General features: G+C 48.6%; 28 protein-coding genes. 13 read left to right on the top strand and 15 right to left on the bottom strand.

Annotation, left to right across the window (positions count from 1 at the left end):
- The first annotated feature begins 166 nt into the window (after positions 1-166).
- The 3 genes from AC286M_RS24290 (at position 167) to AC286M_RS24280 (ending at position 4,440) form a co-directional block, all read left to right on the top strand.
- Entirely contained in the window at positions 167-1,003 is an 837-nt protein-coding gene (locus AC286M_RS24290; protein ID WP_488206849.1) for a carbonic anhydrase, read from the top strand.
- Between the two features lie 309 nt (positions 1,004-1,312).
- Complete coding sequence (locus AC286M_RS24285; protein WP_488206848.1) at positions 1,313-3,016, top strand: hemolysin family protein; 1,704 nt, start codon at positions 1,313-1,315, stop codon at positions 3,014-3,016.
- Between the two features lie 167 nt (positions 3,017-3,183).
- Positions 3,184-4,440, top strand: a complete 1,257-nt coding sequence (locus tag AC286M_RS24280) for an HhoA/HhoB/HtrA family serine endopeptidase (RefSeq protein ID WP_488206847.1) — start codon at positions 3,184-3,186, stop codon at positions 4,438-4,440.
- A 214-nt stretch (positions 4,441-4,654) separates the two neighbouring features.
- Here the strand turns inward: AC286M_RS24280 and AC286M_RS24275 are convergent, their stop codons facing one another.
- The gene (locus tag AC286M_RS24275) at positions 4,655-5,236 is read right to left on the bottom strand and encodes a helicase-related protein (protein WP_488206846.1); all 582 of its coding nucleotides are present in this window, start codon (positions 5,234-5,236) and stop codon (positions 4,655-4,657) included.
- Positions 5,203-5,910: a hypothetical protein gene (locus AC286M_RS24270; RefSeq protein WP_488206845.1), complete on the bottom strand. Its 708-nt coding sequence runs from the start codon at positions 5,908-5,910 to the stop codon at positions 5,203-5,205. The genes AC286M_RS24275 and AC286M_RS24270 overlap by 34 nt, the downstream gene beginning before the upstream one ends.
- Before the next feature lie 164 nt (positions 5,911-6,074).
- Here AC286M_RS24270 and AC286M_RS24265 point away from each other — a divergent pair.
- Positions 6,075-7,162, top strand: a protein-coding gene (locus AC286M_RS24265; protein ID WP_488202786.1) for an ISKra4 family transposase whose coding sequence is annotated in 2 segments (ribosomal slippage) — positions 6,075-6,246 and positions 6,246-7,162 — 1,089 coding nt in all. Because the reading frame shifts where the segments join, the coding sequence is not laid out codon by codon here.
- 562 nt (positions 7,163-7,724) lie between these two features.
- Here AC286M_RS24265 and psaC read toward each other — a convergent pair.
- Positions 7,725-7,973 (bottom strand): photosystem I iron-sulfur center protein PsaC, encoded by a 249-nt coding sequence (psaC, locus tag AC286M_RS24260; RefSeq protein ID WP_015189585.1) that lies wholly within the window; start codon positions 7,971-7,973, stop codon positions 7,725-7,727.
- Between the two features lie 279 nt (positions 7,974-8,252).
- Entirely contained in the window at positions 8,253-9,149 is an 897-nt protein-coding gene (locus AC286M_RS24255) for a CoB--CoM heterodisulfide reductase iron-sulfur subunit B family protein (protein WP_488206844.1), read from the bottom strand.
- A 231-nt stretch (positions 9,150-9,380) separates the two neighbouring features.
- Between AC286M_RS24255 and AC286M_RS24250 the strand changes: the two genes are divergently transcribed.
- Positions 9,381-10,304, top strand: a complete 924-nt coding sequence (locus AC286M_RS24250) for an NAD(+) kinase (RefSeq protein ID WP_488206843.1) — start codon at positions 9,381-9,383, stop codon at positions 10,302-10,304.
- A 152-nt stretch (positions 10,305-10,456) separates the two neighbouring features.
- Positions 10,457-10,936, top strand: coding sequence for a CU044_2847 family protein (locus AC286M_RS24245; protein ID WP_488206842.1), 480 nt, complete (start codon positions 10,457-10,459; stop codon positions 10,934-10,936).
- Positions 10,937-10,999: 63 nt separating this feature from the next.
- Here the strand turns inward: AC286M_RS24245 and AC286M_RS24240 are convergent, their stop codons facing one another.
- The 3 genes from AC286M_RS24240 to rbp all read right to left on the bottom strand — a co-directional run bounded on the left by AC286M_RS24240 (position 11,000) and on the right by rbp (position 12,524).
- Positions 11,000-11,638 carry a histidine phosphatase family protein gene (locus AC286M_RS24240; protein WP_488206841.1) on the bottom strand — a complete coding sequence of 213 codons (639 nt, stop codon included), beginning with the start codon at positions 11,636-11,638 and terminating at the stop codon, positions 11,000-11,002.
- A gap of 216 nt (positions 11,639-11,854) precedes the next feature.
- The gene (rpsU, locus tag AC286M_RS24235; protein ID WP_488206840.1) at positions 11,855-12,040 is read right to left on the bottom strand and encodes a 30S ribosomal protein S21; all 186 of its coding nucleotides are present in this window, start codon (positions 12,038-12,040) and stop codon (positions 11,855-11,857) included.
- Positions 12,041-12,233: 193 nt separating this feature from the next.
- Positions 12,234-12,524: an RNA-binding regulator gene (rbp, locus tag AC286M_RS24230; RefSeq protein ID WP_488206839.1), complete on the bottom strand. Its 291-nt coding sequence runs from the start codon at positions 12,522-12,524 to the stop codon at positions 12,234-12,236.
- Between the two features lie 319 nt (positions 12,525-12,843).
- Between rbp and AC286M_RS24225 the strand changes: the two genes are divergently transcribed.
- Entirely contained in the window at positions 12,844-13,983 is a 1,140-nt protein-coding gene (locus AC286M_RS24225) for a metallophosphoesterase family protein (RefSeq protein ID WP_488206838.1), read from the top strand.
- A 120-nt stretch (positions 13,984-14,103) separates the two neighbouring features.
- On the opposite strand, the gene AC286M_RS37480 is transcribed toward AC286M_RS24225, so the two are convergent.
- A complete protein-coding gene (locus AC286M_RS37480; RefSeq protein WP_510177999.1) occupies positions 14,104-14,247 on the bottom strand; it encodes a QAALIT motif small membrane protein in 144 nt (47 codons plus the stop codon).
- Between the two features lie 227 nt (positions 14,248-14,474).
- Complete coding sequence (locus AC286M_RS24220; protein ID WP_488206837.1) at positions 14,475-14,714, bottom strand: hypothetical protein; 240 nt, start codon at positions 14,712-14,714, stop codon at positions 14,475-14,477.
- A gap of 116 nt (positions 14,715-14,830) precedes the next feature.
- Between AC286M_RS24220 and AC286M_RS24215 the strand changes: the two genes are divergently transcribed.
- Together AC286M_RS24215 and AC286M_RS24210 are read left to right on the top strand one after the other, a co-directional pair.
- Positions 14,831-15,094, top strand: a complete 264-nt coding sequence (locus AC286M_RS24215; protein WP_488206836.1) for a helix-turn-helix domain-containing protein — start codon at positions 14,831-14,833, stop codon at positions 15,092-15,094.
- A gap of 241 nt (positions 15,095-15,335) precedes the next feature.
- Positions 15,336-15,680, top strand: coding sequence for an NfeD family protein (locus AC286M_RS24210; RefSeq protein ID WP_488206835.1), 345 nt, complete (start codon positions 15,336-15,338; stop codon positions 15,678-15,680).
- A 5-nt stretch (positions 15,681-15,685) separates the two neighbouring features.
- On the opposite strand, the gene AC286M_RS24205 is transcribed toward AC286M_RS24210, so the two are convergent.
- Positions 15,686-18,019, bottom strand: a complete 2,334-nt coding sequence (locus AC286M_RS24205; RefSeq protein WP_488206834.1) for a hypothetical protein — start codon at positions 18,017-18,019, stop codon at positions 15,686-15,688.
- Positions 18,020-18,256: 237 nt separating this feature from the next.
- On the opposite strand from AC286M_RS24205, the gene AC286M_RS24200 reads away from it, so the two are divergent.
- Complete coding sequence (locus AC286M_RS24200; RefSeq protein WP_488206833.1) at positions 18,257-18,604, top strand: TRADD-N-associated membrane domain-containing protein; 348 nt, start codon at positions 18,257-18,259, stop codon at positions 18,602-18,604.
- A 107-nt stretch (positions 18,605-18,711) separates the two neighbouring features.
- On the opposite strand, the gene AC286M_RS24195 is transcribed toward AC286M_RS24200, so the two are convergent.
- Both AC286M_RS24195 and AC286M_RS24190 read right to left on the bottom strand, forming a co-directional pair.
- Complete coding sequence (locus tag AC286M_RS24195; RefSeq protein WP_488206832.1) at positions 18,712-18,936, bottom strand: type II toxin-antitoxin system HicB family antitoxin; 225 nt, start codon at positions 18,934-18,936, stop codon at positions 18,712-18,714.
- A gap of 4 nt (positions 18,937-18,940) precedes the next feature.
- Positions 18,941-19,147 carry a type II toxin-antitoxin system HicA family toxin gene (locus tag AC286M_RS24190; RefSeq protein ID WP_488206831.1) on the bottom strand — a complete coding sequence of 69 codons (207 nt, stop codon included), beginning with the start codon at positions 19,145-19,147 and terminating at the stop codon, positions 18,941-18,943.
- A gap of 160 nt (positions 19,148-19,307) precedes the next feature.
- Between AC286M_RS24190 and lysS the strand changes: the two genes are divergently transcribed.
- Complete coding sequence (lysS, locus tag AC286M_RS24185) at positions 19,308-20,840, top strand: lysine--tRNA ligase (protein WP_488206830.1); 1,533 nt, start codon at positions 19,308-19,310, stop codon at positions 20,838-20,840.
- Between the two features lie 180 nt (positions 20,841-21,020).
- Here lysS and AC286M_RS24180 read toward each other — a convergent pair whose 3' ends face one another.
- Both AC286M_RS24180 and hemL read right to left on the bottom strand, forming a co-directional pair.
- The gene (locus AC286M_RS24180; protein ID WP_488206829.1) at positions 21,021-21,692 is read right to left on the bottom strand and encodes a DUF2301 domain-containing membrane protein; all 672 of its coding nucleotides are present in this window, start codon (positions 21,690-21,692) and stop codon (positions 21,021-21,023) included.
- Between the two features lie 327 nt (positions 21,693-22,019).
- Complete coding sequence (gene hemL / locus AC286M_RS24175) at positions 22,020-23,321, bottom strand: glutamate-1-semialdehyde 2,1-aminomutase (protein WP_488206828.1); 1,302 nt, start codon at positions 23,319-23,321, stop codon at positions 22,020-22,022.
- A gap of 402 nt (positions 23,322-23,723) precedes the next feature.
- Here hemL and AC286M_RS24170 point away from each other — a divergent pair, with 402 nt between their 5' ends.
- Both AC286M_RS24170 and AC286M_RS24165 read left to right on the top strand, forming a co-directional pair.
- Entirely contained in the window at positions 23,724-25,307 is a 1,584-nt protein-coding gene (locus AC286M_RS24170; protein WP_488206827.1) for an FAD-dependent oxidoreductase, read from the top strand.
- A 118-nt stretch (positions 25,308-25,425) separates the two neighbouring features.
- Positions 25,426-25,620, top strand: coding sequence for a heavy-metal-associated domain-containing protein (locus AC286M_RS24165; RefSeq protein ID WP_488206826.1), 195 nt, complete (start codon positions 25,426-25,428; stop codon positions 25,618-25,620).
- Between the two features lie 267 nt (positions 25,621-25,887).
- Here the strand turns inward: AC286M_RS24165 and nfi are convergent, their stop codons facing one another.
- A complete protein-coding gene (gene nfi, locus AC286M_RS24160) occupies positions 25,888-26,649 on the bottom strand; it encodes a deoxyribonuclease V (protein ID WP_488206825.1) in 762 nt (253 codons plus the stop codon).
- Between the last annotated feature and the right edge of the window lie 63 nt (positions 26,650-26,712).

Genomic DNA, 26,712 nt, shown 5'->3' with positions numbered 1-26,712 from the left:
TCTTGTTGCGCTCAATAACCTTTTCTAAAGCCATTCATCACAATTTGTGAGGAATTGAATGCGAACTTGATCCCGATTCGGTAACAAGACTCGGTAGAATACTTCAATAAGTCTGCTATTAGCCTGACTTATTAATCTGGCTTGCTGCATAGGGAAATATTCTGGCATGGAAAAATTAGTTGAAGGGTTGTGGAAGTTTCAGCAGGGCTATTTTTCAGCGCATAAGGATATGTTCGAGGAGCTGTCCCAAGGGCAAAATCCTCGGATTTTATTCATTTGCTGTTCCGATTCGCGCATTGACCCCAACCTGATCACCAATGCCAATGTGGGCGAGCTGTTCGTCATCCGCAATGCAGGCAATATCATTCCGCCGTTTGGGGCGGCCAATGGTGGCGAAGGCGCAGCGGTTGAATATGCGCTACAGGCTTTAGACATTCGACACGTGATTGTGTGCGGCCATTCCCACTGCGGTGCCATGAAGGGTCTACTCAAGCGCAGCAGCCTGGAAGAAAAGATGCCACTGGTTTATCAGTGGCTGAAACATGCTGAAGCGACGCTGAAGCTGATTCGCGAAAACTATAGCGATCGCACTGGCGAAGATCTGCTGGATCTGACCATTGCTGAGAATGTGCTGACTCAAATTGAGAATCTTCGCACCTACCCGGTGGTGCGCTCCAAGATTCACCGGGGGCAACTGGCGCTACACGCCTGGATCTTCAGCATTGAAACAGGTGAGATTCTGTCCTACGACCCGCAGACTCATACCTTCACCTATCCCTTCAGCCAGATTGAAGAATATTCAGCGGATGAACGGCCTTACCGCGAGAAATTCTTAGTGTGGCAGAAGAATTTCACGACGCCATCGGGACAAGCGAAAGAGGCAGAACGAGAAGCGGCTAAAGCGGCACAGAAAGCAATCACGCCGGAAGATGAAAAAGTTTTGCCCGGAATTAGTCGGTTGCCGCGTGAGCAGGCTCGGCGCATTTATCAGGGATCGTTTTAAGAACTTAACGTTAACCCAGACTATTGAGGGCTGAGAGGTAGGCAATGCTTGTCTTTCAGCCCTCAATAGTCTGGGTTTCAAGATTTTACAGGCGATTTAAAGCGGTTCAAATTGAAACAAATTTACCGATGCAAAACAAAATACAAAACGAACGGATGGATATTTTGGCGAATTTTTCGATAGGGTTGAGGAAAGATGAATCGGTTAGCGACCGTGCTGACGTATCGCAATGAGCAGAGGGATAACACCAAACATGATGGCTGGCAGAACACGACCGTTGGACTGTGACACCCAAGATTGACATTACGCATGATTGCCCCGTCCTTTTCTGCGATCGCACAAGCTTCGTTTCCCCAACTGACAGGCTCAGAAATCCTCACACGCCTGTTTGCCGTCATTTTGCTGATTAGCATCAATGCGTTTTTCGTCACGGCAGAGTTTTCGATTGTGTCGGTGCGGCGAACTCGGATTAACCAGTTAGCTTTAGTTGGCGATGTGCAGGCAAAGACGGTGCAGGGTCTCCAGCAAAGCATCGATCGGCTGCTCTCGACTACGCAACTCGGCATTACCCTATCGAGTTTGGCGCTAGGCTGGATCGGCGAGAGCACAATGGCGGTGCTGATTCTGTACCTGATCGGCCAACTGCCGCTGCCTCAAGCCACGCTGGAAGTCATGGCGCACTCGATTGCGCTGCCGCTAGCCTTTTTCATGATTGCCTATCTGCAAATTGTGTTGGGTGAACTGTGTCCCAAGTCGGTGGCGCTGATGTATTCCGAGCAGTTGGCGCGATTTCTGGGGCCACCCAGCCTGGCGATTGCACGTTTTTTCAATCCGTTTATCTGGATTTTGAATCAGTCCACCCGCTGGCTGCTGCGACTGGCAGGCGTTCAATACACGGGTCAAAGTTGGTATACCCGCGTCACTCCGGAAGAACTGCAGTTGATCATCAGCACCTCCAGCGAGTCGATTGGTTTGGAAGCGGAAGAGCGGCAGTTGCTCAACAACGTGTTTGAGTTCGGCGAAGTCACCGCTGGCGAGGTGATGGTACCCCGGACGAGTATTATTGCGATCGCAAAAGACGCGACGTTTCAAGCGCTGCTGACGGAAGTGGCCACTTCAGGGCACTCTCGCTATCCCGTGATTGGTGAATCCTTTGATGATGTTTGCGGCATCATTCATTTCAAAGAGCTAGCAGAACCGTTGGCCAAAGGCGAACTCAATCCCGCAGTCAGGATCGAGACTTGGGTTCGTCCGGCTCGCTTTGTGCCAGAATATACGCCGCTAAATGAACTGCTGCACCTGATGCAGCGTTCAGGGCAGGCAATGGTGATGGTCGTGGACGAATTTGGCGGCACGGCGGGTTTAATCACGCTTAAAGATGTTGTGGAAGAAATTATCGGCGATTCCTCGGAGCCGGAAAGCGATGAAGAACCGGTTGTGAAAGTGCTAGACGAGCGCACCTTCGTCGTGCAGGCTCAAATCGATATCGAAGAAGTCAATGATTTGCTGAACGTCGAATTACCGATCGCCGAAGACTATCAAACCCTGGGCGGTTTCCTGATCGACCAAATGCAAAAAATTCCCAACGAAGGCGAAGCGCTGCACTACGGTTCGCTAGAATTAACCGTCATATCGGCGACCGGCCCCCGCCTAAACACCATTCAAATCCAGCGACAAGAAGAATCAGCCGATGACCTAGTGTTGGAGGCCGAACTATTGGATGACATTGCCTTAGCGGATGCTGCCGATCGTGAGCAGGACGAACAAGGGGGCTTGTCTTCAAACACGATGCCTTCACCGCTGCACACCCATGCCTGGATTGATGACCCAGCAGAGCAGGCCAATGAGCGCTCAGCTGATCACGTGAATGATCGCTCCAGTGACTATCTAGACCATTTCAGTGAAGACTTCAACGACAACTCAACTGATCACCTGACTAATCACCGAACCAATCGGCCCAATCAGCCATCCACCGACAATCAGCCTGAATCTGCTAACGAAAATCTGTTTTAGGAATTTCCTCGTCTGTCAATTGTCATTCAGGTTTTATACTTCTGTCATAGGTTTGTCAACTCGGCTGCTTATTCTAGGAAGCGTAGGGAAAAAGTGCAGGACAAAGACGCACTCTACCAATTCCATAGCCCCCTACTTACCTAGTGATTAAGCAACCGGACACACACATGACTAACGATATTCATTCCCGTAAGACTGCTGCTTGGAAAAAGCCTGTAACCTATCTGTCGTTGATGCTGATGGGGGCAGGCATTGCTACGGCTGGCAGCATTGCCGCTAATGAATATAGCTCTGGCACCAATGTGGCTGTAGCTCAAGAAGCTGTTGAACCTGAAACGGCTGAACCTGGAATTGAGGTGGCTCCTGTGCCCTCTACGAGTCAAGGATTAGGTGCGATCGCAGCCAGTGGTTCCAACTTTATTAGCGATGTCGTCGAGAAAACTGGCCCTGCGGTTGTACGAATCGATGCGACTCGCACGGTGCAGTCTCAGGTGCCTGAAGCTTTCAGTGATCCGTTTTTTGAGCGCTTCTTTGGCTCTCAGGTGCCCATGCCGCCCCAAGAACGAGTACAAAGCGGCGTCGGCTCCGGCTTTATCATCAGTGACGATGGTCATATCATCACGAACGCCCACGTCATCGATGGTGCAGATCGAGTGAGCGTCACGCTCAAAGATGGCCGCACGTTAGATGGCGAAGTATTAGGAACTGACCCGGTAACCGACGTGGCGGTGATCAAAGTCAACGGCGAAGAAAACCTGCCCATCGTTAAGTTGAGCAATTCCGACCAGCTTCGGCCCGGTGAATGGGCGATCGCAATTGGTAATCCCCTCGGTTTAGACAACACCGTAACTGTGGGTATCGTCAGCGCTACTGGGCGCTCCAGCGGTCAAGTCGGTGTACCGGATAAGCGAGTCGATTTCATTCAAACCGACACGGCCATCAACCCTGGTAACTCTGGTGGCCCGCTGTTGAATGATCGCGGTGAAGTGATCGGCGTGAATACCGCCATCATCCAAGGTGCACAAGGCATTGGCTTTGCTATCCCAATCAACGAAGCCAAGCAAATTGCTGAAGAACTAATCACCAATGGCACGGTTGAGCACGCTTACTTAGGTGTGCAAATGGTCACGCTCGATCCCCAGGTGAAGTCTGAGATCAACAGCAATCCCAACAGTAACCTGTCTGTTGATGAAGATGAGGGCGTTCTCATTGTGAAGGTAATGCCGAACTCGCCAGCCGCTAAAGCGGGTATCCGCGCTGGCGACGTGATTCGGGGCATTGACGGTGAAGCGGTTGAAGATTCAGAATCGCTCCAGCAGTTGGTATCCGAGAAGCGAGTTGGCGATCAGTTAAATCTTGATGTTCGCCGCAACCAGCAAGATGTTGAGCTTTCGGCCCGGTTAGAGTCGATGCCGAACCAGTAGACTCCTAACGTTTGAGGATTCCTCTAAAGCTCATTATCATTACCGTTTCATTCACTCTCTATCTGTGGAAAGTACCTTGCAGCGCCCGTTATAGGGCGCTTTTTTGTATCAGTTTTGGCATCGATTAATGAATCAATCTAGCTTTCTGTAGTCAAATTAGATAGATAGTTACACGACTTGGCAAAGTTTAGTGAGATAAACCGAAGATGTGTCTCTAGGAGCGATCGCAATCAGCGATGATGCAGATAGTAGAGTTAAACACCGCAGAGACCGATGCTTCCACTAGTCGGGATACCCAGCACGATTGAAGCCGGGATGGCGGCCTACCGAGATCTCTTTGCTCGTCAAGCCGGATTTGCTCCTTCAGTCGTTCAATTTGATCTCGTACTTTACGCTCAAACTTGAGTAATCGGCGGATCGGCTCGCTTTCCCGCTCAGCCTGCGTCGTATCGAGCATCGTCCGTCGGCCTAACATGGCTTCTTCTACCTGAGCCGCAATCACTGGCCCCACCTTGCCTAGATCCTCTCGAATAGTGTTCACTTTCAAGGCTGCCCGTAGCAAAAACTCTAAATCACCATCTAAGTCACCCGGACGGACACCAGTTGCATCCTGCCCAGAATAATTTTTGCCGACAAAGTGATAGATCATCACCTCATTGGCTTTTTGTCCGTGCCGATCAATCCGACCATTCCGCTGTTCAATCCGATTTGGGTTCCACGGAATTTCGTAGTGAATCAGATTAGAACAGTGGTTTTGTAAATCTAAACCTTCCGATGCCGCATCCGTTGCCAGCAAAATCCTGACATTGGAAATATCTGGCCCAGCCTGTGAAATGCCGCCTTTACCCGTTCCCGCTCATCTGAATTCATACCGCCATACAGCGTCATCAAGCGCTCATCCTGAGCCAATCCTTGAATTGCTAGCAGGTCAAACAACCATTTCTGCGTTGTGCGATATTCGGTAAAGATAATGACTCGTTGTTCTGACCACTTTCCATCTGGTCGGATGTGAGTGTTAATCCAATCCAACAAAGCCTGCGCCTTAGCATCTGGACGTGTAGATGCCGTCTCAGCCCAACTTTGCATAAAGCGCAGTAAATCTTGTTCCTCTGCACTGAGGCTATGAAAGAGCTGGGAGCTGGATGCGATCGCATCATTGGTTGACTCTTCATAAATATCGTCATCGGCAAAGACTTCCTCAATCTGATCCAACTGACGGCGCAGGATTGAGACCGAAGGCTTTGAAAGCTGTCGATGCGATCGCGATTTTCCTTCTTTAACGGTCTTTTCGTGCTGCTGTAGAGTTGATAGAAACGCGGCTGGGGAGGAAAACAGGCGTTTCTTTAAAAGCTTCAACACGAACTCTGTGGCGACCAGTTCTACCTTGTCATCTTTTGCTCCACTACACTGCAGCTCGGTATAACGCTTCAAGGCTTCATTCACTTCCTGCTCGGTATCGGTATAATCCACCGCTAATGCTTCTCACGCCCGCCTTTTAGCGCTCAAGTTGCGATCGTTTTTCCGGCAACGGAAGGATTGAAAGCGTGTTCATCTAAGCAATGTGTCTGGGAGCAGGTCACTTTCTTGAGAGAAAAATTAGAGTAAGACTGTAGCGATATTTTGAGGGTGCTCTAATGACGCCAGCGGAACACCAAGAACTCTTACAGTGCAGTCAACGCATCGCGGAACTACTGTACCAGGAAGCCTGTGAGCAAAACCAGCCGATGGCAAATTTGGGAGCCATCGAATCAACGGTGCGCGCTCAAGTGCAAGAACACGTCACGCCAGTCATTGGGGAGTTTTTTGCCAAACCGTTACCGGCACCGACGAAGGATATCCCCGCCAACTAGAGAGCATTCTGGGCCGGTTATCCCTCAGTAGTGAACAGGCCAAACAACTCGGTGTCCGTCCCCGACAACAGGTCAGCCCTTATTTAGAGCTGTGCTGTCTGCGCCAAAGCGCAATTGTTTCTTATGCCCAAGCGGCGATTGAAGTAGAGGTGCAAACGGGACGACGGGTGAGTGCGAAAACGCAGCAGCGGTTGGAGGCGCGCCATGACTTCGAGCTGCCCACGAGTGAGGTCCCGGTTGAGCAAATGAGCCTGGATGGCGGCATGATTCGCTTGCGCACGCCGCTGGGGGAAGCGGCTGAGTGGCGTGAATATAAAGCCTTGAATTTGGGTGAGCAGCATCAGGGCATGGCCTGGTTCAAAGACAACGAACACCTGATTGAGTGGGCAAATGACCTCCCCTTAGCCCCGATAGTGGACTGCCTGGGCGATGGTCATGATGGGGTTTGGGGCATCTATGCCCAGATTGGCAACGACCACCAACGTCACGAAATCCTCGATTGGTTTCACCTGATGGAAAATTTGCATCAAGTCCAAGCCACTCCAGAAGCACTCGAAACCGCTCGCAGCTTTCTTTGGCAGGGACAAGTAGACGCTGCTATGAATGTGTTTGAGGTGAGCGAGTCGGAAGCAGCACGTCGCTTCTGTGGCTATCTAGAGCGGCATCGTGACCGCATCCCCAATTATCGTTACTACCAAGAAGAAGGGTGGCCGATTGGCTCGGGGGATGTTGAGTCCTGGGTGAAGCAAATTAACCAACGCACGAAGATCCCTGGCGCTGCCTGGAACGCTGAGCGGGTGCCGCAGGTTTTAGCGCATCGTTGTGCTTACCTCAACGGCAGGCTCTCACCTCAGAGATGTTTTTCTCTGTAGAAGGTGACCTACTCCCATGTGTCTGCTTTTCCGAGTTGCGATCGTCTTTCCGGCAACGGAAGGATTGAAAACACAGAGCAATTGTGTAAGCGACTATTAATCTATGAGAGTAAATCTCGCGGGGCGCTCAAATTCCTATCCCCGCCGCAAGCGGACGGGGCATTACGGAATTTGCCCTTCGGGACGCACTCCCGCGCTACCACTAACGTGGCAAGCCACGGGGAATTAGACCCACAGAGATTAAAATCGTCTTTACAGAGAGTTGAAAGTACTTAAACTGGCCGGGAACCAAAAATCAAATATGGTTACTCGGCTAGAAATTAAGGATCTTTTCTCGTTCGCTGAGATCTTTGAAACTATTTGGCTGCCAGTAAACTGGTCTGTATCGTTTTGGTGGACAAATAAAGTGACGCTGTGACATTCAATTTGACGCCACGGACAAATAAAGCGACGCACCATAGGAGAATAACTGCACAAAAAAAGCGGGGGCAGTTGCCCCCGGCCAGCTTAAGTACACCAAGTTTGCAGAACACCAATACTAAATGTTTGGATCTGATGGATATTAATAGGCCAGACCCATACTCCGAGTGGTCTCGGCATTGCTTAAGTATACGCGGATACTCAAGAAGTCCGTCGGGCAAGCTGTTTCGCAGCGCTTGCAGCCTACACAATCTTCTGTGCGGGGAGAAGCGGCGATTTGACCTGCCTTACAACCATCCCAGGGCACCATTTCTAGCACGTCAGTCGGGCAAGCCCGTACGCACTGGGTGCATCCAATACAGGTGTCGTAGATTTTGACTGAATGGGACATTGAATAACAGCTCCAATCTACTAGATGTAAACTGTTGGATCTTAAAGGTACAAACGTAACCTTGGTAAAGACCAAACAACTGTGTTCTACAGACGAGTCCAGTGTACAGCAAGGGTTTTACTGGTTTTTCCAGACTTGCACAAAACTTCAAGGAACGTAATAAGACTGTTGTGACGGTGTAACATGTCTCATTTGTGTTTCATCCTCGCCAAAGCTTTGTCAGATAGGCTTTTTCAGTGATTTATGGGCTTTCCAACAATTGGAAAGATCCTTAATTATCTATAGATTTAGCTTTGTCAAAACCGATCGAGTTGAAACAATATGTTTATCTAAGCCCAGCTCTTGCGGTGGAACTCCAACGGCTAAGGCCACGAGCTGCGAGAGGTGCAGGACAGGTAAGCCCAACGGTTCACCGATTACCCGTTCAACTTCCGGTTGGCGAGAGTCCAAATTCAGATGACACAGGGGGCAGGGTGTAACCATGCAGTCTGCGCCAGATGCAATCGCAGCTTTGAGATGTTTACCAGCCATTTTGAACGACTGCTCTGTTGCATAACTGGAAATGGGCCAGCCGCAGCATTGAGTCCGTCCCTCGTAGCTCACAGGCGTTGCTCCCACGGTGCGAAAGACGTTTTCGAGGGCGACTGGATTAAACGGATCGTCGTAGGGCATGACTTCCTGCGATCGCAACAAGTAACAGCCATAAAACGCCGCACATTTTAGGCCAGAGAGTTTACGCACCACGCGCTTTTGCAGTTCTTCAAGTCCGTAGTCGCTGACTAAGGCCCAGAGCAGGTGCTTCACTTCCGTTGTGCCTTTGCAAGGTGAACAGCCTTCTTGTTTGAGTAGACCGTTGATCTGATTGAAGTAATCGGGATTGTTTTGCTGGGCGTCTTTTAAGCGCTCATCTACGTGACCAATCACGCCCTGGCAGGTGCTGCAATGGGTCAGCAGCGGCAGATTTAGTTCCTCGGCCAGGGCAATATTGCGAGCGTTGACGGTGTCTTCCAGCAGGCGTGACTCTTCTTTGAACGTGCCGGAGCCGCAGCAGGAGGCTTTCTTCAGTTCGATTAGATTGATGTCGAGGGCTTTGGCTAGAGCGCCCGTTGATAAATACAGCTCGCGGCAGGCTCCCTGAGCGACACAGCCGGGAAAATAGGCGTAGGTTAAACTCATGAATCGTTCTGTTGAATCGTTATGTGGCGAACAGGTTGAGATCTACTTCTATCTTCCCTTGCAAATTTGGGATTGAGCTGAACTCCTTACACTCCTTTAAGCTCTGTGGCATTCTAGCCTCCCTTGTTTGCATAAACTCTTCTGGCTGTAGGATGCGAGAAAATGGGTCCAGCCTATAATTTTCAAGTGGTTGGTGCCAAAAATGTCCAAACAGCATGATGGGGGAAAGGCGTGCAGCTTAAGCAAGCGATTATCGTTCACAAAGCCGGAGATCATCAAAGCCATCGTTATGCGGAAGTCTGCGCCCAGCAGTTGGAGGCACGCGGCTGCCGTGTCTTAGTCGGGCCGAGTGGGCCAAAGGATAATCCCTACCCGGTGTTCTTGGCCTCGGCTCCGCAGCCGATTGATTTAGCCGTCGTTCTGGGTGGCGACGGTACAGCTTTAGCTGCCGCGCGCCACTTGGCTCCTGAGAATATTCCTCTTCTGGCGGTTAATATCGGTGGTCATCTAGGTTTTCTAACCGAGTCGGCAGAGTATTTTCTAGATACCGAACACGTTTGGAATCGACTGGAATCTGACCATTTTGCCGTTCAGCGCCGCATGATGCTGAAAGCTCAGCTGTTCGAAGGCAACAATCGCATTGATGCAGAACCCGCCAGTGATACCTATCTGGCGTTAAATGAAATGTGCGTCAAACCCGCTTCTGCCGATCGCATGATCACCTCGATTTTGGAAATGGAAATTGATCAGGAAGTGGTGGATCAGTATCAGGGTGATGGTCTAATCGTCAGCACCCCCACCGGATCGACCTGCTACACGGTGGCCGCTAATGGGCCAATTATTCACCCCGGCATGGATGCGATCGCAGTTACGCCCATCTCACCCCTCAGTCTCTCCAGCCGCCCAATCGTGATTCCACCCGGCAGCATGGTCAGTATTTGGCCGTTAGCGGATCGGGAACTCAACACCAAGCTGTGGATGGATGGCGTGTTAGCAACAGCAATCTGGCCAGGACAGCGTGTGGATATCTGGATGGCCAACTGCATGGCCTCCTTCATAATCCTGAAGGAAAATCATTCCTACTATCAAACTCTGCGCGAGAAGCTAGATTGGGCAGGGGCCCGAATTCGCTACAGCAATAATCACCGCAACTAAACATCTAAAAAAGTGATTGTGCGGCTGCCTTGCAGCCGCACAATCACTTTTTTGTTATGTCAACGTTAGTTTTTGATCAATTTGGGAATTCTATGCCAAACGGCAATTTGCCGTCCATCAGGTTCATTTGTGTATCTACTAAATCCCAAACTATGTCAAATTTAAAACCCGTTCATATCGATCCAGACACCGTGATTTGGATTGAAGCTAATGATGCTGCAACTCCCGTTCCTGACGTCGTTCCCGCTCGCACACCCGTCGGCGTTAGCAATGGTCATCCCGAACTGAATGGTGGCGAACCCGAACAGGGCCGCGTCTCAAAAGGTTGGCTGCCCTCACGCACCGATGCCTTGGGCCGGATGACCGACTTAATGCCGCCCACGACTGAGCAAACCGCTGATTCTGACAGCGCGATTCAGCACCCAGCTCTGGATCAAACGATTAAGTCCTACACTAAGTACGCACTGGGCGCGTTTCGCAATGACCAGGACATGAATGCCGTCAAGAAGGTGACGCTGGAGTTTGGCGTCAACCTCAGCGGCGTCGGCGGTGTGCCTTACATTGCCTCTGGCACCGTCGGCTGCAATATCAAAATCACCGTCGAGTGCGACTTCTCCAAAGAAGACTCCTAATCAATCTCAACGCTTCCCACAAAACCCAAAAGGGATTCTCCCACGATGCGGAGAATCCCTTTTTTAAGTACCAGGACGCTGATCGAGTTCTGGGGGCAAGTGGCTGCGATCGCAATGTTTCATCAAGAGCGGCCCGTGAACATCAAACTTGACGATGCTGACGGAGGCAACGGGCAGATTAATGCGATCGCGATAGCGGCCAATGTCAATTCCCAACAGGCTGCACAGAATAATTCGAATTGTTGCCTTGTGCGACACGATTAGCACGTTGCCTGACGTGTATTTTTCCTCAATTTCCGCCATCACTAAATTAGCGCGACTGGCAATCTGAATCGACGTTTCACCACCCGTCGGCGGATTCCAAGCGGGTTCCGTTAGCCAGTGGACGTAATCCTCTGTATATTCTGCCTGTACCGCTTCCGGCGTCTTTCCTTCCCACTCGCCGTACTGAATTTCTTTCAGCCCGTCGCGCAGTTCCATGCTCATTCCCGTGGCGTCGCAGAGCGGTTTTGCTGTGGCAATGGTGCGCTTCATCGGACTGACGTAAATCGCCTGCCAGTTAAATGAACGATATTTGTCAGCGAACGCTTGCGCCATCTGGTGTCCTGCCGCCGTCAGATCGGGGTCAAGTGCCCCACAGTATCCGCCTGTCTGACTAGCGGTTGTTTCCCCATGACGGAGCAGATAAACACAAAGACTCATAGTAAGTTCTCAGCCAGCATCTGATATATCATTCGACTATAAAACTAACCCTATGTGTTGAAAGAGGCATGCCTCTTTCAACACATAGGGTTAGTTTTCTCATATATTGCACCGACTAAAATCTAGGATCATCCTCAAAAGGATGACCGACGCGCCACTCCAAGTCCAAAAACTGAGAACTCAAAGTGATTTTAGTCCGTGCCAGTGTGAATGTGACTACTTTGAACGACGTCTGCGCTGGCGATGCTTAGCCATTTCTTTTCGCTTTGCTTTTTCTGCAGGCGTTTCAAAGTAGCGCTTTTTCTTCATGTCTTGGAAGATGCCGGCCCGTGAAACTTGCCGCTTAAAGCGACGCAGAGCCGATTCAATTCCTTCGTTTTCGCCCACAGTAACTTGAGTCATATCGATGCCAAAATCTCCAAAGTTGTTGACTGTTCATCCTGTTGCGATAAATGTTGAAATCCCCGACAGCTATGGCAATCACCTAAGCTTGCCGGGGCATTGAGTGACAAAAAGCGGGCTTAACCGTAAAATTCTATTTTTCTTATCGAAAATGAATAAAGATCTACCCTTGCCAATCTTCTGTGGAACTGGTTTAGAAGCGACGTTTGCCTCTGCCACCACCAGAATTTGAATTGCGATTTTCGCGAGGCTTGGCTTTATTGACCCGTAGATCACGCCCCATCCACTCAGCTCCATCTAGAGCTTCAATTGCAGCATCCTCTTCGGTTTCAGAGCTCATTTCAATAAAAGCAAACCCCCGTAGCCGTCCGGTTTCACGGTCAGTGGGCATATGCACTCGGCTGACGGAGCCGTATTCAGCAAAGGTTTCTTCTAGATCTTGCTGAGTAATGTCGTAAGACAGATTGCCTACGTAGATCGACATGGAGAATCTCCAAGATTAAGGGTTTATAGAAGCGGAAATCCGGAGAAACGCCCCTTCAAATATTGAGATTGAAATATTGAGGTTTCAGAACCGAGCACCATCTTCACCGACTGACTATAACACAGGAGCCCAAGTGATAGGGGCGATTTGACTATATCTGTTACAGAGTCCAACGATTGGGCAGCTTGTGTAAACAGATGACGTTGGTTTCAAAACTTGGTGCAAAACACTGCCACATCCAGCTCACATTTCAACGGACTCGGTGCTAAAGTGCTGAAGGATTATGTGACCTTATCTCTCACTTCAGGATTTGTCGATTATGCCTCTCAATCGGCGCAACTTTTTAGTCCTCACGCTCAGCGGAACTGCAGCGGCGGGAATCAGTAGCTTGACCAGTTGTACCCGCAGTCGTTTGACTGCAACTGAAGGACAAGCGACTCCGGCTGCTGAATCGTCATCTCTTGTGGACGCAGCAGTTCCCCCTGTCCGTTCTTCTCCTGCTCCGGTGGGCATGAAAGCGCCTGTTAAAGGTGATGTGCGACTGGCGGTCTTTAGCGATCTCAACAATGCTTATGGCTCAACTGACTACATTCAAGAAGTGACTGATGCCGTGCGCCTAATTCCAGAGTGGGAGCCAGATTTGGTACTGTGTGCGGGCGATATGGTGGCGGGGCAGAAGCGATCGCTAACTCAAGCCCAAATTCAAGCCATGTGGAACGGTTTCGATCAGTTTGTTTATGCGCCGATTCGGCAGGCTGGACTGCCGTTTGCTTTTACGCTGGGCAATCACGATGCCTCTAGCGTGATCAGTAACGGCGGCTATGCCTATGCTTTGGAGCGGGATTTAGCCAAGGCATATTGGACTGATTCGAATCGTGAATTGGGCGTTGAATTTGTTGACCGCAGTGGCTTCCCGTTCTACTACAGCTTCGTGCAGAACGATATTTTCTATCTGGTTTGGGATGCTTCTTCTGCAACTGTCTCGCCACAAGAAATTGCCTGGGCGGAACAAAGCCTAGCGAGTGAAGCGGCGCAGCAGGCTAAGCTGCGGCTGGTGCTGGGACATCTGCCGTTTTATGCGATTTCACAAGGACGCGATACGCCCGGAGAGTTCCTGACGGATGCTGAGCAGTTGCGATCGCAACTGGAATCCTACAATGTCCACACCTATATTTGTGGCCATCATCACGCTTACTATCCGGGACGGGTGGGCAATCTCCAGTTTCTGCACTGTGGAGCGTTAGGTAGTGGGCCGCGCACTTGGTTGGGATCAACCGCCGCCGCTATTCATACATTAACTATTATGGATATTACGTTTGACGAGACTGCACCTAATGGGGCTTCAGTTGTCTATACCACCTATGACATGACGACTGGAGAAGAGGTGCTACTGTCTCAGCTACCTGAAGCAATTAATGGGCCGACTGGCCAAGTGATCCGGCAGGGCGCGCTCGGATGAGGCTGGCAATGAGGTGAATGGTTTAAGAAAGCCCAGATAGTATTTGTGAGCAGCACATGTCGTGTACTGCTCACAGAAGAAAAGCTATCTGGCTTCACGTATGGGTATCGATTAGGAAATCTAATCTAGAAAACTTAAGATTTGAGAAGATACTGGCAGTGAACTGTTCGTCGCGGAGACAGTATCTTCTGAAATCCAAGATACGCCCAGTGTGAGATACAGCAAGAACGTCAAGATAGCGGCCTGAATAAACCGAATAGGCACTACACCTCCTAATTTTGTTGTCTACAAATTCCTTACTGTATAAATTATATTTATTAATTGGATCAAATTCAAGATTCCGCGCTACTCAAATCAGAATAAATACGGAATCTGCAATGCTCCATTGGATAGATTTTAGCTAAGTCAGGGTTGGAGCCTCGTTTTTTTACTGAAAGGCAGCATCGTTTTGTTTCGATTTGTTCAGAAGGTTGAATTGGGAGACTGCAAGTTCAAGTTGGATCGAGGTTTGACTCTGGATACTCGATAGTGGAGGACGCTGGCGGGGACGCGAATTGTTGGGCTGGAGCGGCAAAGGCAACGAAGAATAAGGCATTTGGCATCAGGCGATGCACGGCAATCTGATACATTTCGGCTTCGTTGCGGCGGCGAAAGCGGGCGATGGCAATGTTCTGGCAATTGGGCAGGCGGCGATAGACCACCCACGGATGAAGCTGGTCGTGATATTGCATGGTCTTGTGAGGGTAAAATGAGATGCGAAAACGAGAGCTGACCTACGTTCTGGTTGGTCGCTCAATGTTTCTAAACTTATGCGCCATTATGACGTGTCAATTGGGCGTACGTCAATATGGCGTGTCATTTTGGTTCGATGAAAAAAGACAGGCGACCCCAGGAAACGAATTCACCGATTGAAGAACTGCGAATTCAGCGCACAAATCTGTCGCAAGCTGAGTTTTCGGTTCATTGTGGGATTCCGCTGCGGACGTATCAGCGCTGGGTATCGGGTGCAACCGAAGCAAAGCTGACCCCGCAACAGTGGAAGGCTTTAATGCAGATTCTGAATATTCAATCTGTTGATGAGATACCGGATAACTTTGCGGCAGATCAGTGACTTGCGACTGCTTTAGCGGAAGTTAAGAGGTAGTTGCGGGAAGATAGACTATTTCTTATGGATTTTAGGCGGAGGTGAGAGACGTTGGGCAATTGTATTTGTAGCCTAAAATCCTTACATAGCGAGGTTCTCAAGAAAAATTCAAAAAGCTTCTAAATTCATTCTAAACGTCCGGATTTTCCCTGGCTCCACACAAGCTCTTGCTCGATACTAAATCTTGTTGAGCAAAAGAGATTGAAGTATGAACTTAGCAAACCTGCTAAACAGGACACCCCAATTGCCTGAACCAGTATTCGGGGTAGTCAAAGAAATCATTACAGCTCAAAAAACAGGCCGAATAGCAGCAATGGGAAGCTACTGGCCTGCCGAACTATATAATGTCAATCAGTCAATAACCTTAATGCCAGGAGATAAAGTTCTTGTAGTAGCAAGAACAAAGATCACTTTACTTGTCATTCCAGTGGATGATAGAGCTACAGACAATTCACCGGAACGATCTAATCGCTATCAGTATGCTGTTGGATTTTCTGTATCAGAATGGTCTTACGCTTCTAAAAGAGCACCTTGGTTTATGTTCTTTAGATGAAAACACTATATCTGATTCGCTTTCTGGATTTCCTTGTCTACTTTCTCAACTTGTTTTGGAGCATCCATGCTTGCGAAAAGATGTTTAGATTCATCAAAATACTCTATGCTTTTTTGCCCTTTTCCCATACTTAGGTAAGTCAATCCTAGCCGATATGAGGATTCAGCCATGTCAAATTTTGCCCCGATTTTACGGGAAAGCTCAGAAGAGATTTCCAATAATTTAATAGCTTGATCGTTTTTACACCAGCTTCTATATATTTCTGCAATGCAATTCATGGCTTTCACCTTTGCTTGAATATAGTTTTTTGAATCTGCAATGTGAAGAGCTTCATTGTATTTCCTTAATGCAGCTTCATTATCGCCTAAATTCTGATACGTCAGACCCAAAAAAATTCTTTTGCTAGTAATTCCCCAAAGAGCCAGATTTGAATCATTCATTTCAGCTTTTTCTGTCAAGGCAATTATTTGTTCCTTTTCATATTTCAAAGCTGAATATAGGAAAGCTATACAAAAGCAACAGGTTAGCTCGTACCTCGCATTGCAACGCATTTTCTGTGCCATTAAGTAAGCTTTTTCAAAATCAACTAAAGCTTCTCTGTAATCTAAAATGTCTATTTTGCAAAGGCCAATATTAACCCAGGAGACAATTCGCAGATCGTTAAGTCTTGACTTATTGTCTCGAACTAGCAAGCTCAATTCATGCGGTTTTACTCTAATAGCAGATTTCGCTGAATTTTTATGAGACTTAATAGCTAAGACAATATCTCCTTTCATCCAGTAAGCATCACCTAATCTATTGAATAGCTCTGCTTTATAGCTATTAAGATCTACTCTTTCTATGATTAGATTGATTGATGAAATAAGTTTTTCGAAGAGACCGAATACTTGCAGCATTGAAGATAAATCTGTCTGAGGGGAATTTTGGCTTTTCCGATCTCGCAGCATAGTTGCTGCACACTTCAGAAAGTCTTGTATTTCTAAGTGATGATGATAAGCTTCAAAGGCAACTAATGCGTCCTCGGCTACCTCGATTAACATAGAATTTTGAGTCCAAAAATCAGCGGCTTTTCGATGGCATTCCTCGTAGCCTCCATCCATTATCAGCCTTTGATATGCTTCAGCGCGAATGACTGGATGTAGCCAATATTCTTCGCAATCAGTATCTATATGAAATTCTATTAGTGAGCGATTCCTTAAAGACTTTATTATGTATCTGTGGCTCTTATCTGGCATATCCCACAGTAGACGACAAACTCCTTCTATAGAAATTCTAGGGATATCTTGATAGCGATAACAGCCCATCCTGCACAATAACTTATAAGCATCTACATCATTTTTTTTCAGCCGATCAAATTGTTGTTTGACAAGATCAGCTAAATCACGTTCAATTAGCAAGTCATCTTGATTAGCTTGCCAATAAGCATCTATACTACTTGCAAAATCCTCTTGGATAGCACTACTAATGATAGTCATTGCCTTCGCATTACCACCATAAGCTTTATGCAGTGCTTCAAGAGATTGTTTTTTTGTATCAAGGCCACTGTTCTGAAAAAACAATTGCCAAGCTGGGAAATCTAAATTTTTAAGACAGTAGTGCTGTACTGTAACACTAGCTTCGCTTATACGTTCTCTACTCGTAATAAGAGTAGTAGACTGTATATTCGGATCAGATAATACTCTTAACAGATCAACATAGCTTCGATGTGCTTCTATGAATTTGCCTGCTGAATCTAATGCAGGTTCTAGATTGTCTATAAGAATACCAATAGCCTCAGTTTGAAGCTTGCGTTTGAGTCGATCAAGAGATACTAAAAATTCTCGACCTAGCTCTTCTCCCAATTGTTGCAACTTCTCTTCCACTAAGCTTTCAGCAGAGGCAATATTTCTCGTCTCAGTAGCAATCGGAAACTCTAATATCTGATCAAATCTTAGCTGGAGATATTTTTTTGCTAACGTTGTTTTACCAACACCACCTCTTGCCTGAATGACTATAACTTTAGCATTTTGTTCTTTGATGATATTGTCTAGGTCAATAATTGCATTTTCCCTGCCTATAAAATTAGGATCTATTTGTGTGGCAGGGAGATAGTCTTTATTGGAAAGTTCTAGGTTGAAAGCTGTGAAGAACTTTTTTAGGGTTTGTTTGTCAACCCCTTCATTATCTAAAACTCTTCTAATTGTTTTGGTATCTTTTATGCCGGTTATTTCAATTAGCTCCTCCTGAGTAACTTCACGCCCGGTTTCAACCTGCCATTTTTGCAGGCTGTTGCAGAGCCTTCGAAAGGCATCAGGAGTTAATCTATGGGCACGGATACGGGTTCGCTTGGCTGTACTCATGAAAATATTAAATTCCGGATCTAGGAAATCAAGGTGAGTTTGTGGATGTTAAGACTAGTGTGCCCACAATCCAGCGATAAGGCTAAATTATTAGCTCACAACCATGAAAACTAGGGGAAATGGGCGTTTTGCTGTTTGGGCTATAGGAAATTTTGATCTTCTGCACTTCTTCCCTGGTCGTTTTCGTCTTATTGCGAGAGACTTTGAGCAAATCCGATGTTGCGTTGAGGTCTACCAATGCTCAATCGTCTCTGGCAGCTACTCACAACCGTACATCCATCTACCAACACCCAATTCCCCGACGGATCTGCAAAAATCTCTCGTCAATCGCCTGATGTAGATACCCAGATTGCTCTAGAACATCTTAGGCAGGCTCAATGCAGCTTCAATCTAGCCCTAACCCTTGTTGGAGCAAGTGCTGTAATCAGCTTTGCAGGTGTTGGGCTGCTATTATCCGGTAAAACCAGCGAAGGAGCTGTAGCCACATCAAGCAGCGTTATTTCCAGCATTTGTCACCTTCAACTCGTCAAAGATGCTAATGAGCGACTAGCAAAGAGCGCATCAGCCCTTAAAGATAAGGAATAGAAGGGATTTACATCGTTACCATCATATAAAGCTTTCAGTCTTGTCCCTCTTACGTGCGCGCCAAAGTCGCTTCAATTTGAAGCGTAACCGTTCGGATTGGATCTTGATTATGCAGCTTGTAATGTTTGCGGCTGTGGCAAAGGTTTACCTTCTGCCTCATAGCTCTCAATCAACAACGCTAAAACCTCTTGGGCATTGCTAAGCGCTTCTTCATACGTATCGCCATGTGTAAAATAGCGCTGAATATCCGTCGCAAATTCCGGTAGTTCAACTAAATAGCAGTCATCTTCAACTGACCAGATGATGTTGACTCGATATTTTAGTTGGCTCACTTTTCTACTCCTTCTCTTCTAATTTTTTCAGCGCAGCATCGACCAGTTTTTCTTGATAAGACTTTGCATCTTGGCTATCTTTGCCAGCCAAGGTAATTGGCAACTCTGGAAGTTGAGGATGAATCCAGCGTTCGTGGCTTCCCCGTATGCGCTTACATTCAAAACCTGCCTGGCGCAGCATCTTCTTGAGTTCTCGAATCTTCTTAGGCATCTTGCTTTAATCCTAACGCTAGGTATCGCACCTCTTGCATAGGTGGATTAACATGATTTTGATAGTGCCGAGGCTTGAGCAATGCCAGCCAGCCAGAATACCCGCTTTCTATCTATAATGGGAGCTTGTGTCTATAATCTCTAGCCGTATCTACGTTCCTATGTCTTCTAACTTTGATGAGATCCGTGCTGCCCGTTTAGAAAAAGCCCAAGAGCTGCAAAAGCTGGGCTTGAACCCCTATGCCTACAAATGGGACATCACCCACAAGGCAGCCGATCTGCAAACCAAATTTGCAGACTTACCCAACGGCGAAGAAGAAGACTTTGAAGTTGCGATCGCAGGTCGCATCATGGCTCGACGTGTATTTGGCAAGCTGGCCTTTTTCGGCATTCAAGACGAGACAGGCAGCATCCAGCTCTATCTGGATAAGAAGACGATTCAGGCGCAGATGGGTGAAAACCAGCCCAATGCCTTTAACAACTTGAAAAACCTGACCGATGTCGGCGACTTTATCGGCGTTAAGGGCACCATCAAGCGGACAGATAAAGGTGAACTGTCTATCAAAGTGAACGAGTATGCCATCTTGACCAAATCGCTGCTGCCGCTACCCGACAAATGGCACGGCCTAACCGATGTGGAAAAGCGCTATCGGCAGCGGTATGTGGACTTGATTGTCAATCCTGAAGTGCGGGAAACGTTTCGGCGGCGGGCCAAGATTACGGCAGCGTTTCGGCGGCATCTGGAAGACTGCGGCTTCATTGAAATCGAAACGCCTGTGCTGCAATCGGAAGCGGGCGGAGCCGATGCCCGTCCGTTTGTCACCTATCACAACACGCTGGAAATTGACCTCTATCTGCGAATCGCCACCGAACTGCACCTGAAGCGGCTGATTGTCGGCGGCTTTGAGCGAGTGTTTGAGCTGGGCCGGATCTTCCGCAATGAGGGCATTTCCACCAAGCACAATCCCGAATTTACCTCGATTGAGATCTATCAAGCCTATGCCGACTACAACGACATGATGGATCTGACTGAAGCGCTGATCACCAAAGCCGCGCAAGAGGTTCTAGGAACGCTCAAAATACCTTACGGCGAAGAAATTATTGATCTCACTCCGCCTTGGCGACGGGTAACGATGCACGAGCTGGTGGAGGAAAAAACGGGGATTGACTTCAGCCAGCTTGATGATTTAGCGGCGGCTAAAGCGGTGGTCAAGAAAGCAGGCATTCGCGACATCGACGGCTGCGAGAGTATCGGTCATCTGCTGAATGAAGCCTTTGAGCAAAAAGCAGAAGAAACCTTAATTCAGCCTGTGTTTGTGATTGACTATCCGGTTGAAATATCGCCGTTGTCGAAGCCCCATCGTTCAAAGCCTGGTTTGGTAGAGCGATTTGAGCTATTCATGGTCGGTCGCGAAACGGCTAACAGCTTCTCTGAGTTGACCGATCCCATCGATCAGCGGCAGCGCCTAGAACTCCAGGCCGCCCGTAAGGCCGCCGGAGATCTGGAAGCACAGGGCGTAGATGAGGACTTTCTGGCAGCACTAGAATATGGGATGCCGCCGACGGGAGGTTTAGGCATCGGCATTGACCGATTGGTGATGCTGCTAACGAATTCAGCCAGCATCCGCGATGTGATTGCCTTCCCGCTGTTGCGACCAGAAAAGGTGGAAGCAGCGATCTCGGAAGAAGGTTAACGTAACCCTTATCTCCAAAACGCCTATAGGGGCGGGTCTTGACGAAACATTTGGGTCAAATCTAGACGCGATTAGCTAGACCCGCCCCTACAATTTGTACCGTCTCTTCTAGTCATCACTACTCAAGGGAGCAAGGGAGCAGAGGGGCAAAGCGTATAGCCAAGACCCAAAGTTTTGGTACTACTGAGCTGCGAGTTCCTGTTCAGGAACTTCGATTTCACCCCGGAGATAAGCGAAAACGCTCTTATCGCCAATATCAGGTGGGATCTCCTGAATGACTTTACGCGCTGCAAAAATGAGGAACAGCGTAGCCCATACACCGAGCAGAATCGATTCCCATTGGATAGGCAAAAAGCTAAACATGTGCCCCAACAGTACAAATGGAATCAGCGGCGTGAGAAAGCGTGTTTCCAGTCGGTTAAAGCAAAACGCCTCTTTGAAAGCGATTCCAGTCAGGGCAGCAAACGTAAAACCAATGCCCAAAATGGTCAGGGGATGTTGGTAAATGGTTAATGGTAACGGCGTGGGATAGGCCAGTGCGATCGCAATTGAAGCTATTCCACCTATTAGCCAAAACGCTTGCAGCGTCCGGTGCAGCGGTTTTAAATAAATATGAATGAATTTTAGACTTACGCCCATCGCGATCCAGAAAGTGGCGTAGAGGGTGGTGATAATGTTGAGCACAAAGGGCGTTAAGTCAGTACGCAAAGTCAGGAAAGTTGCGATCGCAAAACTGAGAGCGGCTACAGCTAACCCACCTCGATAAATACGCACTTCCTGTCGATCCTCAGCGGTGATAGTAAACTCACCAAACTGGCCTTGGTAAACCGGAGTATCTGGGGCAATATCCATGTCAATTGTTCTCTTTCTCTGATGCTGCTTTTTTATAATGCGGTTTTATGATGCAGTTCCCCTTTTGGGTGTTGTCCCTTCACAATAACCAAAATAATAAGGGCAAACGCATTGGGCATCGCCACAACACATTTACCCTTACACTAACGCTTCCACTCCGATTTCATACTCTGTAGGGTGTGCTATACGAAATCCGATCGTAAAAACCAGTTTTCATTTTGGTGAAAGTCAGACGCAGTACAACTTTCACCAAAATGTTTGGATTTTTCTAGTCGGATTCGGTATTAGGCGAAGCCACAACGCACCGTTCTACCGAATTGCCAATCTTTACAGCGCCGACAGAACCTCACGTGCGGCCTCAATCGTGCGATCGATATCCTCATCCGTATGAGCTAGTGAGGTAAAGCCTGCCTCAAACTGTGACGGTGCCAGGTAGACTCCATGCTCCAGCATGCCGCGATGGAAGCGACCGAACTTCTGGAGATCAGACTTCTTGGCATCGTCGTAGTTGTGGACTGGCCCTTGGGTGAAAAACATGCCAAACATAGCGCTGATCGAGCCACCGCAAACCGTATGGCCAGTTTCACGCGCAACGGCAAGTAGTCCATCGCTCAACTTTTTGGTAGTGGTTTCAAGTCGCTCATAGGTGCCTGGGCGACGCAGAATTTCCAGGGTCTTGATACCAGCCGTCATCGCCAACGGATTGCCTGATAGCGTGCCTGCCTGGTACATGGGGCCAGCCGGAGCCACCATTTCCATGATGTCCTTGCGACCGCCGTATGCTCCAACGGGGAGACCACCACCGATGACTTTACCCAATGTGGTTAAGTCCGGCGTCACGTTAAATTTTTGCTGTGCGCCACCATAAGCAATCCGGAATCCGGTCATCACTTCATCGAAAACGAGCAGCGCGCCGTTTTCCTGAGTGATTTCGCGCAGACCTTCTAGGAAACCTGCATCCGGCACGATGAAACCTGAATTGCCCACAACGGGTTCGAGGATCAAACCAGCAATTTCGCCAGGATTGTCAGCAAAAAGCTTCTTGACCGCTTCTAAATCGTTGTAGGGTGCCGTCAAGGTGCTGCTGGTGACTGATTTCGGTACCCCCGGTGAGTCGGGCAGTCCCAGTGTGGCGACACCTGAGCCAGCCTTAACCAAGAACATATCCGCATGACCGTGATAGCAGCCTTCAAACTTGATGACTTTTTCCCGTCCTGTAAATGCCCGCATGAGACGCAGGACAGCCATGCAGGCTTCGGTGCCAGAGTTGACAAACCGTACCATTTCAACACTAGGCACGGCATCAATCACCATTTCAGCTAGCACGTTTTCGAGATAGCAGGGTGCGCCAAAGCTGGTGCCTTTTTCGAGGGCTTCATGTAGGGCTTGGATAACGTCTTCATGGGCATGACCACAAATTGCTGGCCCCCACGTGCCAACGTAGTCAATGTATTGGTTGCCATCGACATCCCAAACATAGGAACCCTTCACCCGATCGAAGACAATGGGCTGACCGCCAACTGACTTGAATGCACGCACGGGCGAGCTGACCCCACCGGGCATCAGTTTTTGTGCGGCAGCAAAAATTTCTTCTGATTTTGTGGTTTTCAAAGGTGCTGTACTAACCAACGTTTTCTCCTTAACAACCTCTGCCTGTGACTTTGCAAATCTTTGAATCTGTGCAATCTCCTATTATCCTATCGATCAAAACTCTTTACACCTAGAAGCATCAAGTTTTCTAACAGCGATGATTGCGATGACTGCGATCGCAATATCTTTACCCATGTCTTTCTCATGTCTTTCCTCCGACGACAGATTTTGTTTCGGGAGAAAGATGTAGTACCTTGCAGTTCTCTGTACAGTTAAGACGGTAGGGAAAGCATTTGGTGCAAAGTCGATGCGTGAGCCGTCTGTCTTCACATTAGTCAACAGCAGCCACGCACAATTGCCATGCCAGATCAGTTTTCATAGCCAAAACGAATAGCGTTCATAACAAGATGCATCGGTTATATCGGAGGGTAAAAAGCTTAAATGGTTGAAGCAGCAGTTGGAACAGTTGATGAGTTCCAAGACGGGCACATGTATTCGGTGACAGTTGGAAAACGACCCGTGCTGTTATCGCGAATTGACGGTCAGTTTTATGCCACTGGGGCTCACTGCACACATTACGGTGCACCGCTGGCTAAAGGGGCAATTAAAGCTGATCGGATTGTTTGTCCTTGGCATAATGCCTGCTTCAACGCCAAAACGGGAGTTCAACAAGAGCCACCCGGATGGGATCAACTCGCTTCTTATAATGTCCAAATTGCGGATGGTCAGGTTGTTGTAACCGTGCCTGAAGATGATGACGGTTATCAACGCCCAGCGATGGTAGGTTACGATGCTGCCGCCGATAGTCGTACGTTTGTAGTACTCGGGGCTGGAGCTGCTGGTCGCACAGCAGTCGAAACGCTGCGTCAAGAAGGATTTCAAGGCCGTATCATTCTGATCACACAGGAGAGCCGTCCACCCTACGATCGCACGTCTCTCAGCAAGAGCTATCTACAAAGCGATGGATCGGACGAACCGCAACTCTTGAGATCGGAAGAATTCTATCAGCAGCACGATATTGAGGTGTGGTATGACAGCCCCGTGCAGCAGGTCAGCTCCGCTGCTCGCACGATCGTGTTTCAAGATGGTTCTACGCTGGCCTATGATGCGCTGCTGTTGGCCACGGGCGGTCGTCCCAATCGGCTACCGATTGAAGGAGCTGACCTAAAAAACGTCTTTACGCTGCGGCAGGCCAAAGATGCGATCGCAATTTTAGAAGCCGCTCAAACGGCTCAGCGAGCGGTCGTAATTGGCTCTAGTTTTATCGGCATGGAAACGGCTGCCAGCTTAGCGCAACAGGGATTAGCCGTAACCGTCATTTCTCCCGACAGCGTGCCGTTCGCCAAGATCTTAGGTGAGCAGGTGGGTTACGTCTTTCAGTCCCTCCATGAACAGCACGGCGTTGAATTTTGTCTGGGGCAGAAAGCAGCTCGCTTTGAAGGCGACCAACAGGTCAAGGCTGTAGTTTTGGAAAACGGCAGACGCATTCCGACTGAGCTGGTAATTGTCGGCATCGGGGTGCAGCCCGCGACCGACATGCTGCAAGATATCGATTTAGCCGATGACAGTAGTGTGGTCGTGAATGAGTATCTGCAAGCAGCTGATCAAGTTTATGCGGCGGGCGACATTACTCAGTATCCTGATCCCTACAACAATCATCAACCCGTGCGGATTGAGCACTGGCGGTTAGCCATGCAGCACGGACGGATTGCTGCCCTCAATATGTTGGGACAGTCTGTGCCCTTTGCCGGATTGCCGTTTTTCTGGACAGGACAGTTTGATCTCAAATTGCGCTATGCCGGACATGCTGAAACCTGGGACGATTTGCTCATTCAGGGTGATTTAGATGAGCAGTCGTTTCTGGCCTTCTATGTCCAGCAGAATCAGATTAAAGCTGTGGCAGGCTGTGGGCGCGATCGCGATATTGCGGCCATTACAGAATTGATGCGGCTTGGGCAAATGCCGAGTGCCGAAAAACTGCAGCCTGTTTTACCCGATTGGGCTGCGTATTTGGAGCGAGTTTAATCCAGATTCTTCCCTTCAGGTGACGACTTTTTGGCTTAGTCTCTCTACTGTCTTCAAATGGAGAGGCGAACCGATTTTCACCTCAGTTTTTTAGTGTTGTTAACAGGAGACGCAAATTATGATGACGTTTAAAGTGCCAACTATTACCTGTAAAGGTTGCGCAGAAACTATTACCGAGGCGTCGAAAGTGGTTGACTCTGACGCGAAAGTTGATGTTGATATCGAGAAGAAAGAAGTCAACATTGAGTCGAAAGCCAGCGAGGAATCGTTCCGCGAAGCCATTGTCGCTTCTGGTCACACAGTCGAGTCCTAGGCATCACATACCTCGCATAACGATGCGGTATTGCTAGTTGCAGGGATGAATAGGGGTGTAGGAGGTGTGCCTCCACATCGCTTTCATGCCCGAATCAAGCAACCCCCACGATAGCTGGTAACAAGCGCGCTGCTTGGGCGGCGTGCTTGTTTGGTGCTTGAACTTATACCCAATCTGTGTATAAGAGCCCAACGTATGTTTTGTAAAAAGCTGGCCTGGCCAGCTTTTTACAAAACATACGTCATTGGGTTTTAACCGGGCTTTGTACTAAAACAGGTTCATCTGCTCATCATTCTTATCTTTATCTTTTCCGTTCGCTGGTGACGAGGATAATGGATTAGTTGCTGACGGTGCCTTTTTCTTCATGCCACGCTGCGAGGCTAACTTATCTGCCTGTCGCGTGGTTTCCGGTAGACGGTACTTGGGCGTGCAGGCCATGACATAATCCAGCGCTGTCGGTAAACTGATGCGATGACCAACCGAAATATAGAGCGGCTTGGTATTTGTGCGCGATCGCAACACCGCTCCAATCGTTTCTTCCTTATCTTTAAGCGGCACCCAATTGCCTTTTTCCAGTGGCACGTCTGGATGACGACCAATCAGCCGCGATTTTGCCACCCCAATCGTCGGCACATCCACCAATAACCCCAAATGGCTAGCAATCCCCAAGCGACGCGGATGGGCTATACCCTGACCATCACACAAAATTAAATCTGGTTCTGTCTTTAACTGCGCCAGTGCCGCTACCACTGCTGGAACTTCTCGAAACGAAAGAAAGCCTGGAATGTAGGGAAACGTTGTCGGCACATGTGCGATCGCATGCTCAACCAGCTCTAAATCCGGATAGCTCAGTACGACGACTGCGGCACGGGTAATAGTCCCGTTCTCTTCAAATCCCGCGTCTACTCCCGCCACGTACTGTACAGAACCAAGCTGGTCGATTGTGATTACCTGCGATCGCAAATCCTGCTGAATCTTGACGGCAACTTCAGCGGTTTCAGGCCAGTCTGTCAGTGCCGGAATTTTCATGAGCGGTATCCATTTTGCTTTTGATCAACTCAGCATGAAAGTGAGGCGAGAGGTGAGAGGAGT

The sequence above is a fragment of the Thainema salinarum CENA647 genome, assembly GCF_057732415.1.
This window is presented reverse-complemented; position numbering and strand designations above follow the sequence as displayed.

Bases quoted from the DNA above. Each gene is read 5' to 3' on its own strand.
- AC286M_RS24255 (WP_488206844.1), bottom strand. From the start codon at position 9,149: ATGAGTTTAACCTACGCCTATTTTCCCGGCTGTGTCGCTCAGGGAGCC.
- psaC (WP_015189585.1), bottom strand. From the start codon at position 7,973: ATGTCCCATTCAGTCAAAATCTACGACACCTGTATTGGATGCACCCAG.
- AC286M_RS24205 (WP_488206834.1), bottom strand. From the start codon at position 18,019: ATGAGTACAGCCAAGCGAACCCGTATCCGTGCCCATAGATTAACTCCT.
- nfi (WP_488206825.1), bottom strand. From the start codon at position 26,649: ATGAAAATTCCGGCACTGACAGACTGGCCTGAAACCGCTGAAGTTGCC.
- AC286M_RS24240 (WP_488206841.1), bottom strand. From the start codon at position 11,638: ATGAGTCTTTGTGTTTATCTGCTCCGTCATGGGGAAACAACCGCTAGT.
- AC286M_RS24165 (WP_488206826.1), top strand. From the start codon at position 25,426: ATGATGACGTTTAAAGTGCCAACTATTACCTGTAAAGGTTGCGCAGAA.
- AC286M_RS24215 (WP_488206836.1), top strand. From the start codon at position 14,831: ATGGCGTGTCATTTTGGTTCGATGAAAAAAGACAGGCGACCCCAGGAA.
- AC286M_RS24280 (WP_488206847.1), top strand. From the start codon at position 3,184: ATGACTAACGATATTCATTCCCGTAAGACTGCTGCTTGGAAAAAGCCT.
- AC286M_RS24245 (WP_488206842.1), top strand. From the start codon at position 10,457: ATGTCAAATTTAAAACCCGTTCATATCGATCCAGACACCGTGATTTGG.
- AC286M_RS24180 (WP_488206829.1), bottom strand. From the start codon at position 21,692: ATGGATATTGCCCCAGATACTCCGGTTTACCAAGGCCAGTTTGGTGAG.
- AC286M_RS24200 (WP_488206833.1), top strand. From the start codon at position 18,257: ATGCTCAATCGTCTCTGGCAGCTACTCACAACCGTACATCCATCTACC.
- AC286M_RS24220 (WP_488206837.1), bottom strand. From the start codon at position 14,714: ATGCAATATCACGACCAGCTTCATCCGTGGGTGGTCTATCGCCGCCTG.
- rbp (WP_488206839.1), bottom strand. From the start codon at position 12,524: ATGTCGATCTACGTAGGCAATCTGTCTTACGACATTACTCAGCAAGAT.
- AC286M_RS24170 (WP_488206827.1), top strand. From the start codon at position 23,724: ATGGTTGAAGCAGCAGTTGGAACAGTTGATGAGTTCCAAGACGGGCAC.
- AC286M_RS24290 (WP_488206849.1), top strand. From the start codon at position 167: ATGGAAAAATTAGTTGAAGGGTTGTGGAAGTTTCAGCAGGGCTATTTT.
- AC286M_RS24210 (WP_488206835.1), top strand. From the start codon at position 15,336: ATGAACTTAGCAAACCTGCTAAACAGGACACCCCAATTGCCTGAACCA.
- lysS (WP_488206830.1), top strand. From the start codon at position 19,308: ATGTCTTCTAACTTTGATGAGATCCGTGCTGCCCGTTTAGAAAAAGCC.
- AC286M_RS24225 (WP_488206838.1), top strand. From the start codon at position 12,844: ATGCCTCTCAATCGGCGCAACTTTTTAGTCCTCACGCTCAGCGGAACT.
- rpsU (WP_488206840.1), bottom strand. From the start codon at position 12,040: ATGACTCAAGTTACTGTGGGCGAAAACGAAGGAATTGAATCGGCTCTG.
- AC286M_RS24190 (WP_488206831.1), bottom strand. From the start codon at position 19,147: ATGCCTAAGAAGATTCGAGAACTCAAGAAGATGCTGCGCCAGGCAGGT.
- AC286M_RS24285 (WP_488206848.1), top strand. From the start codon at position 1,313: ATGATTGCCCCGTCCTTTTCTGCGATCGCACAAGCTTCGTTTCCCCAA.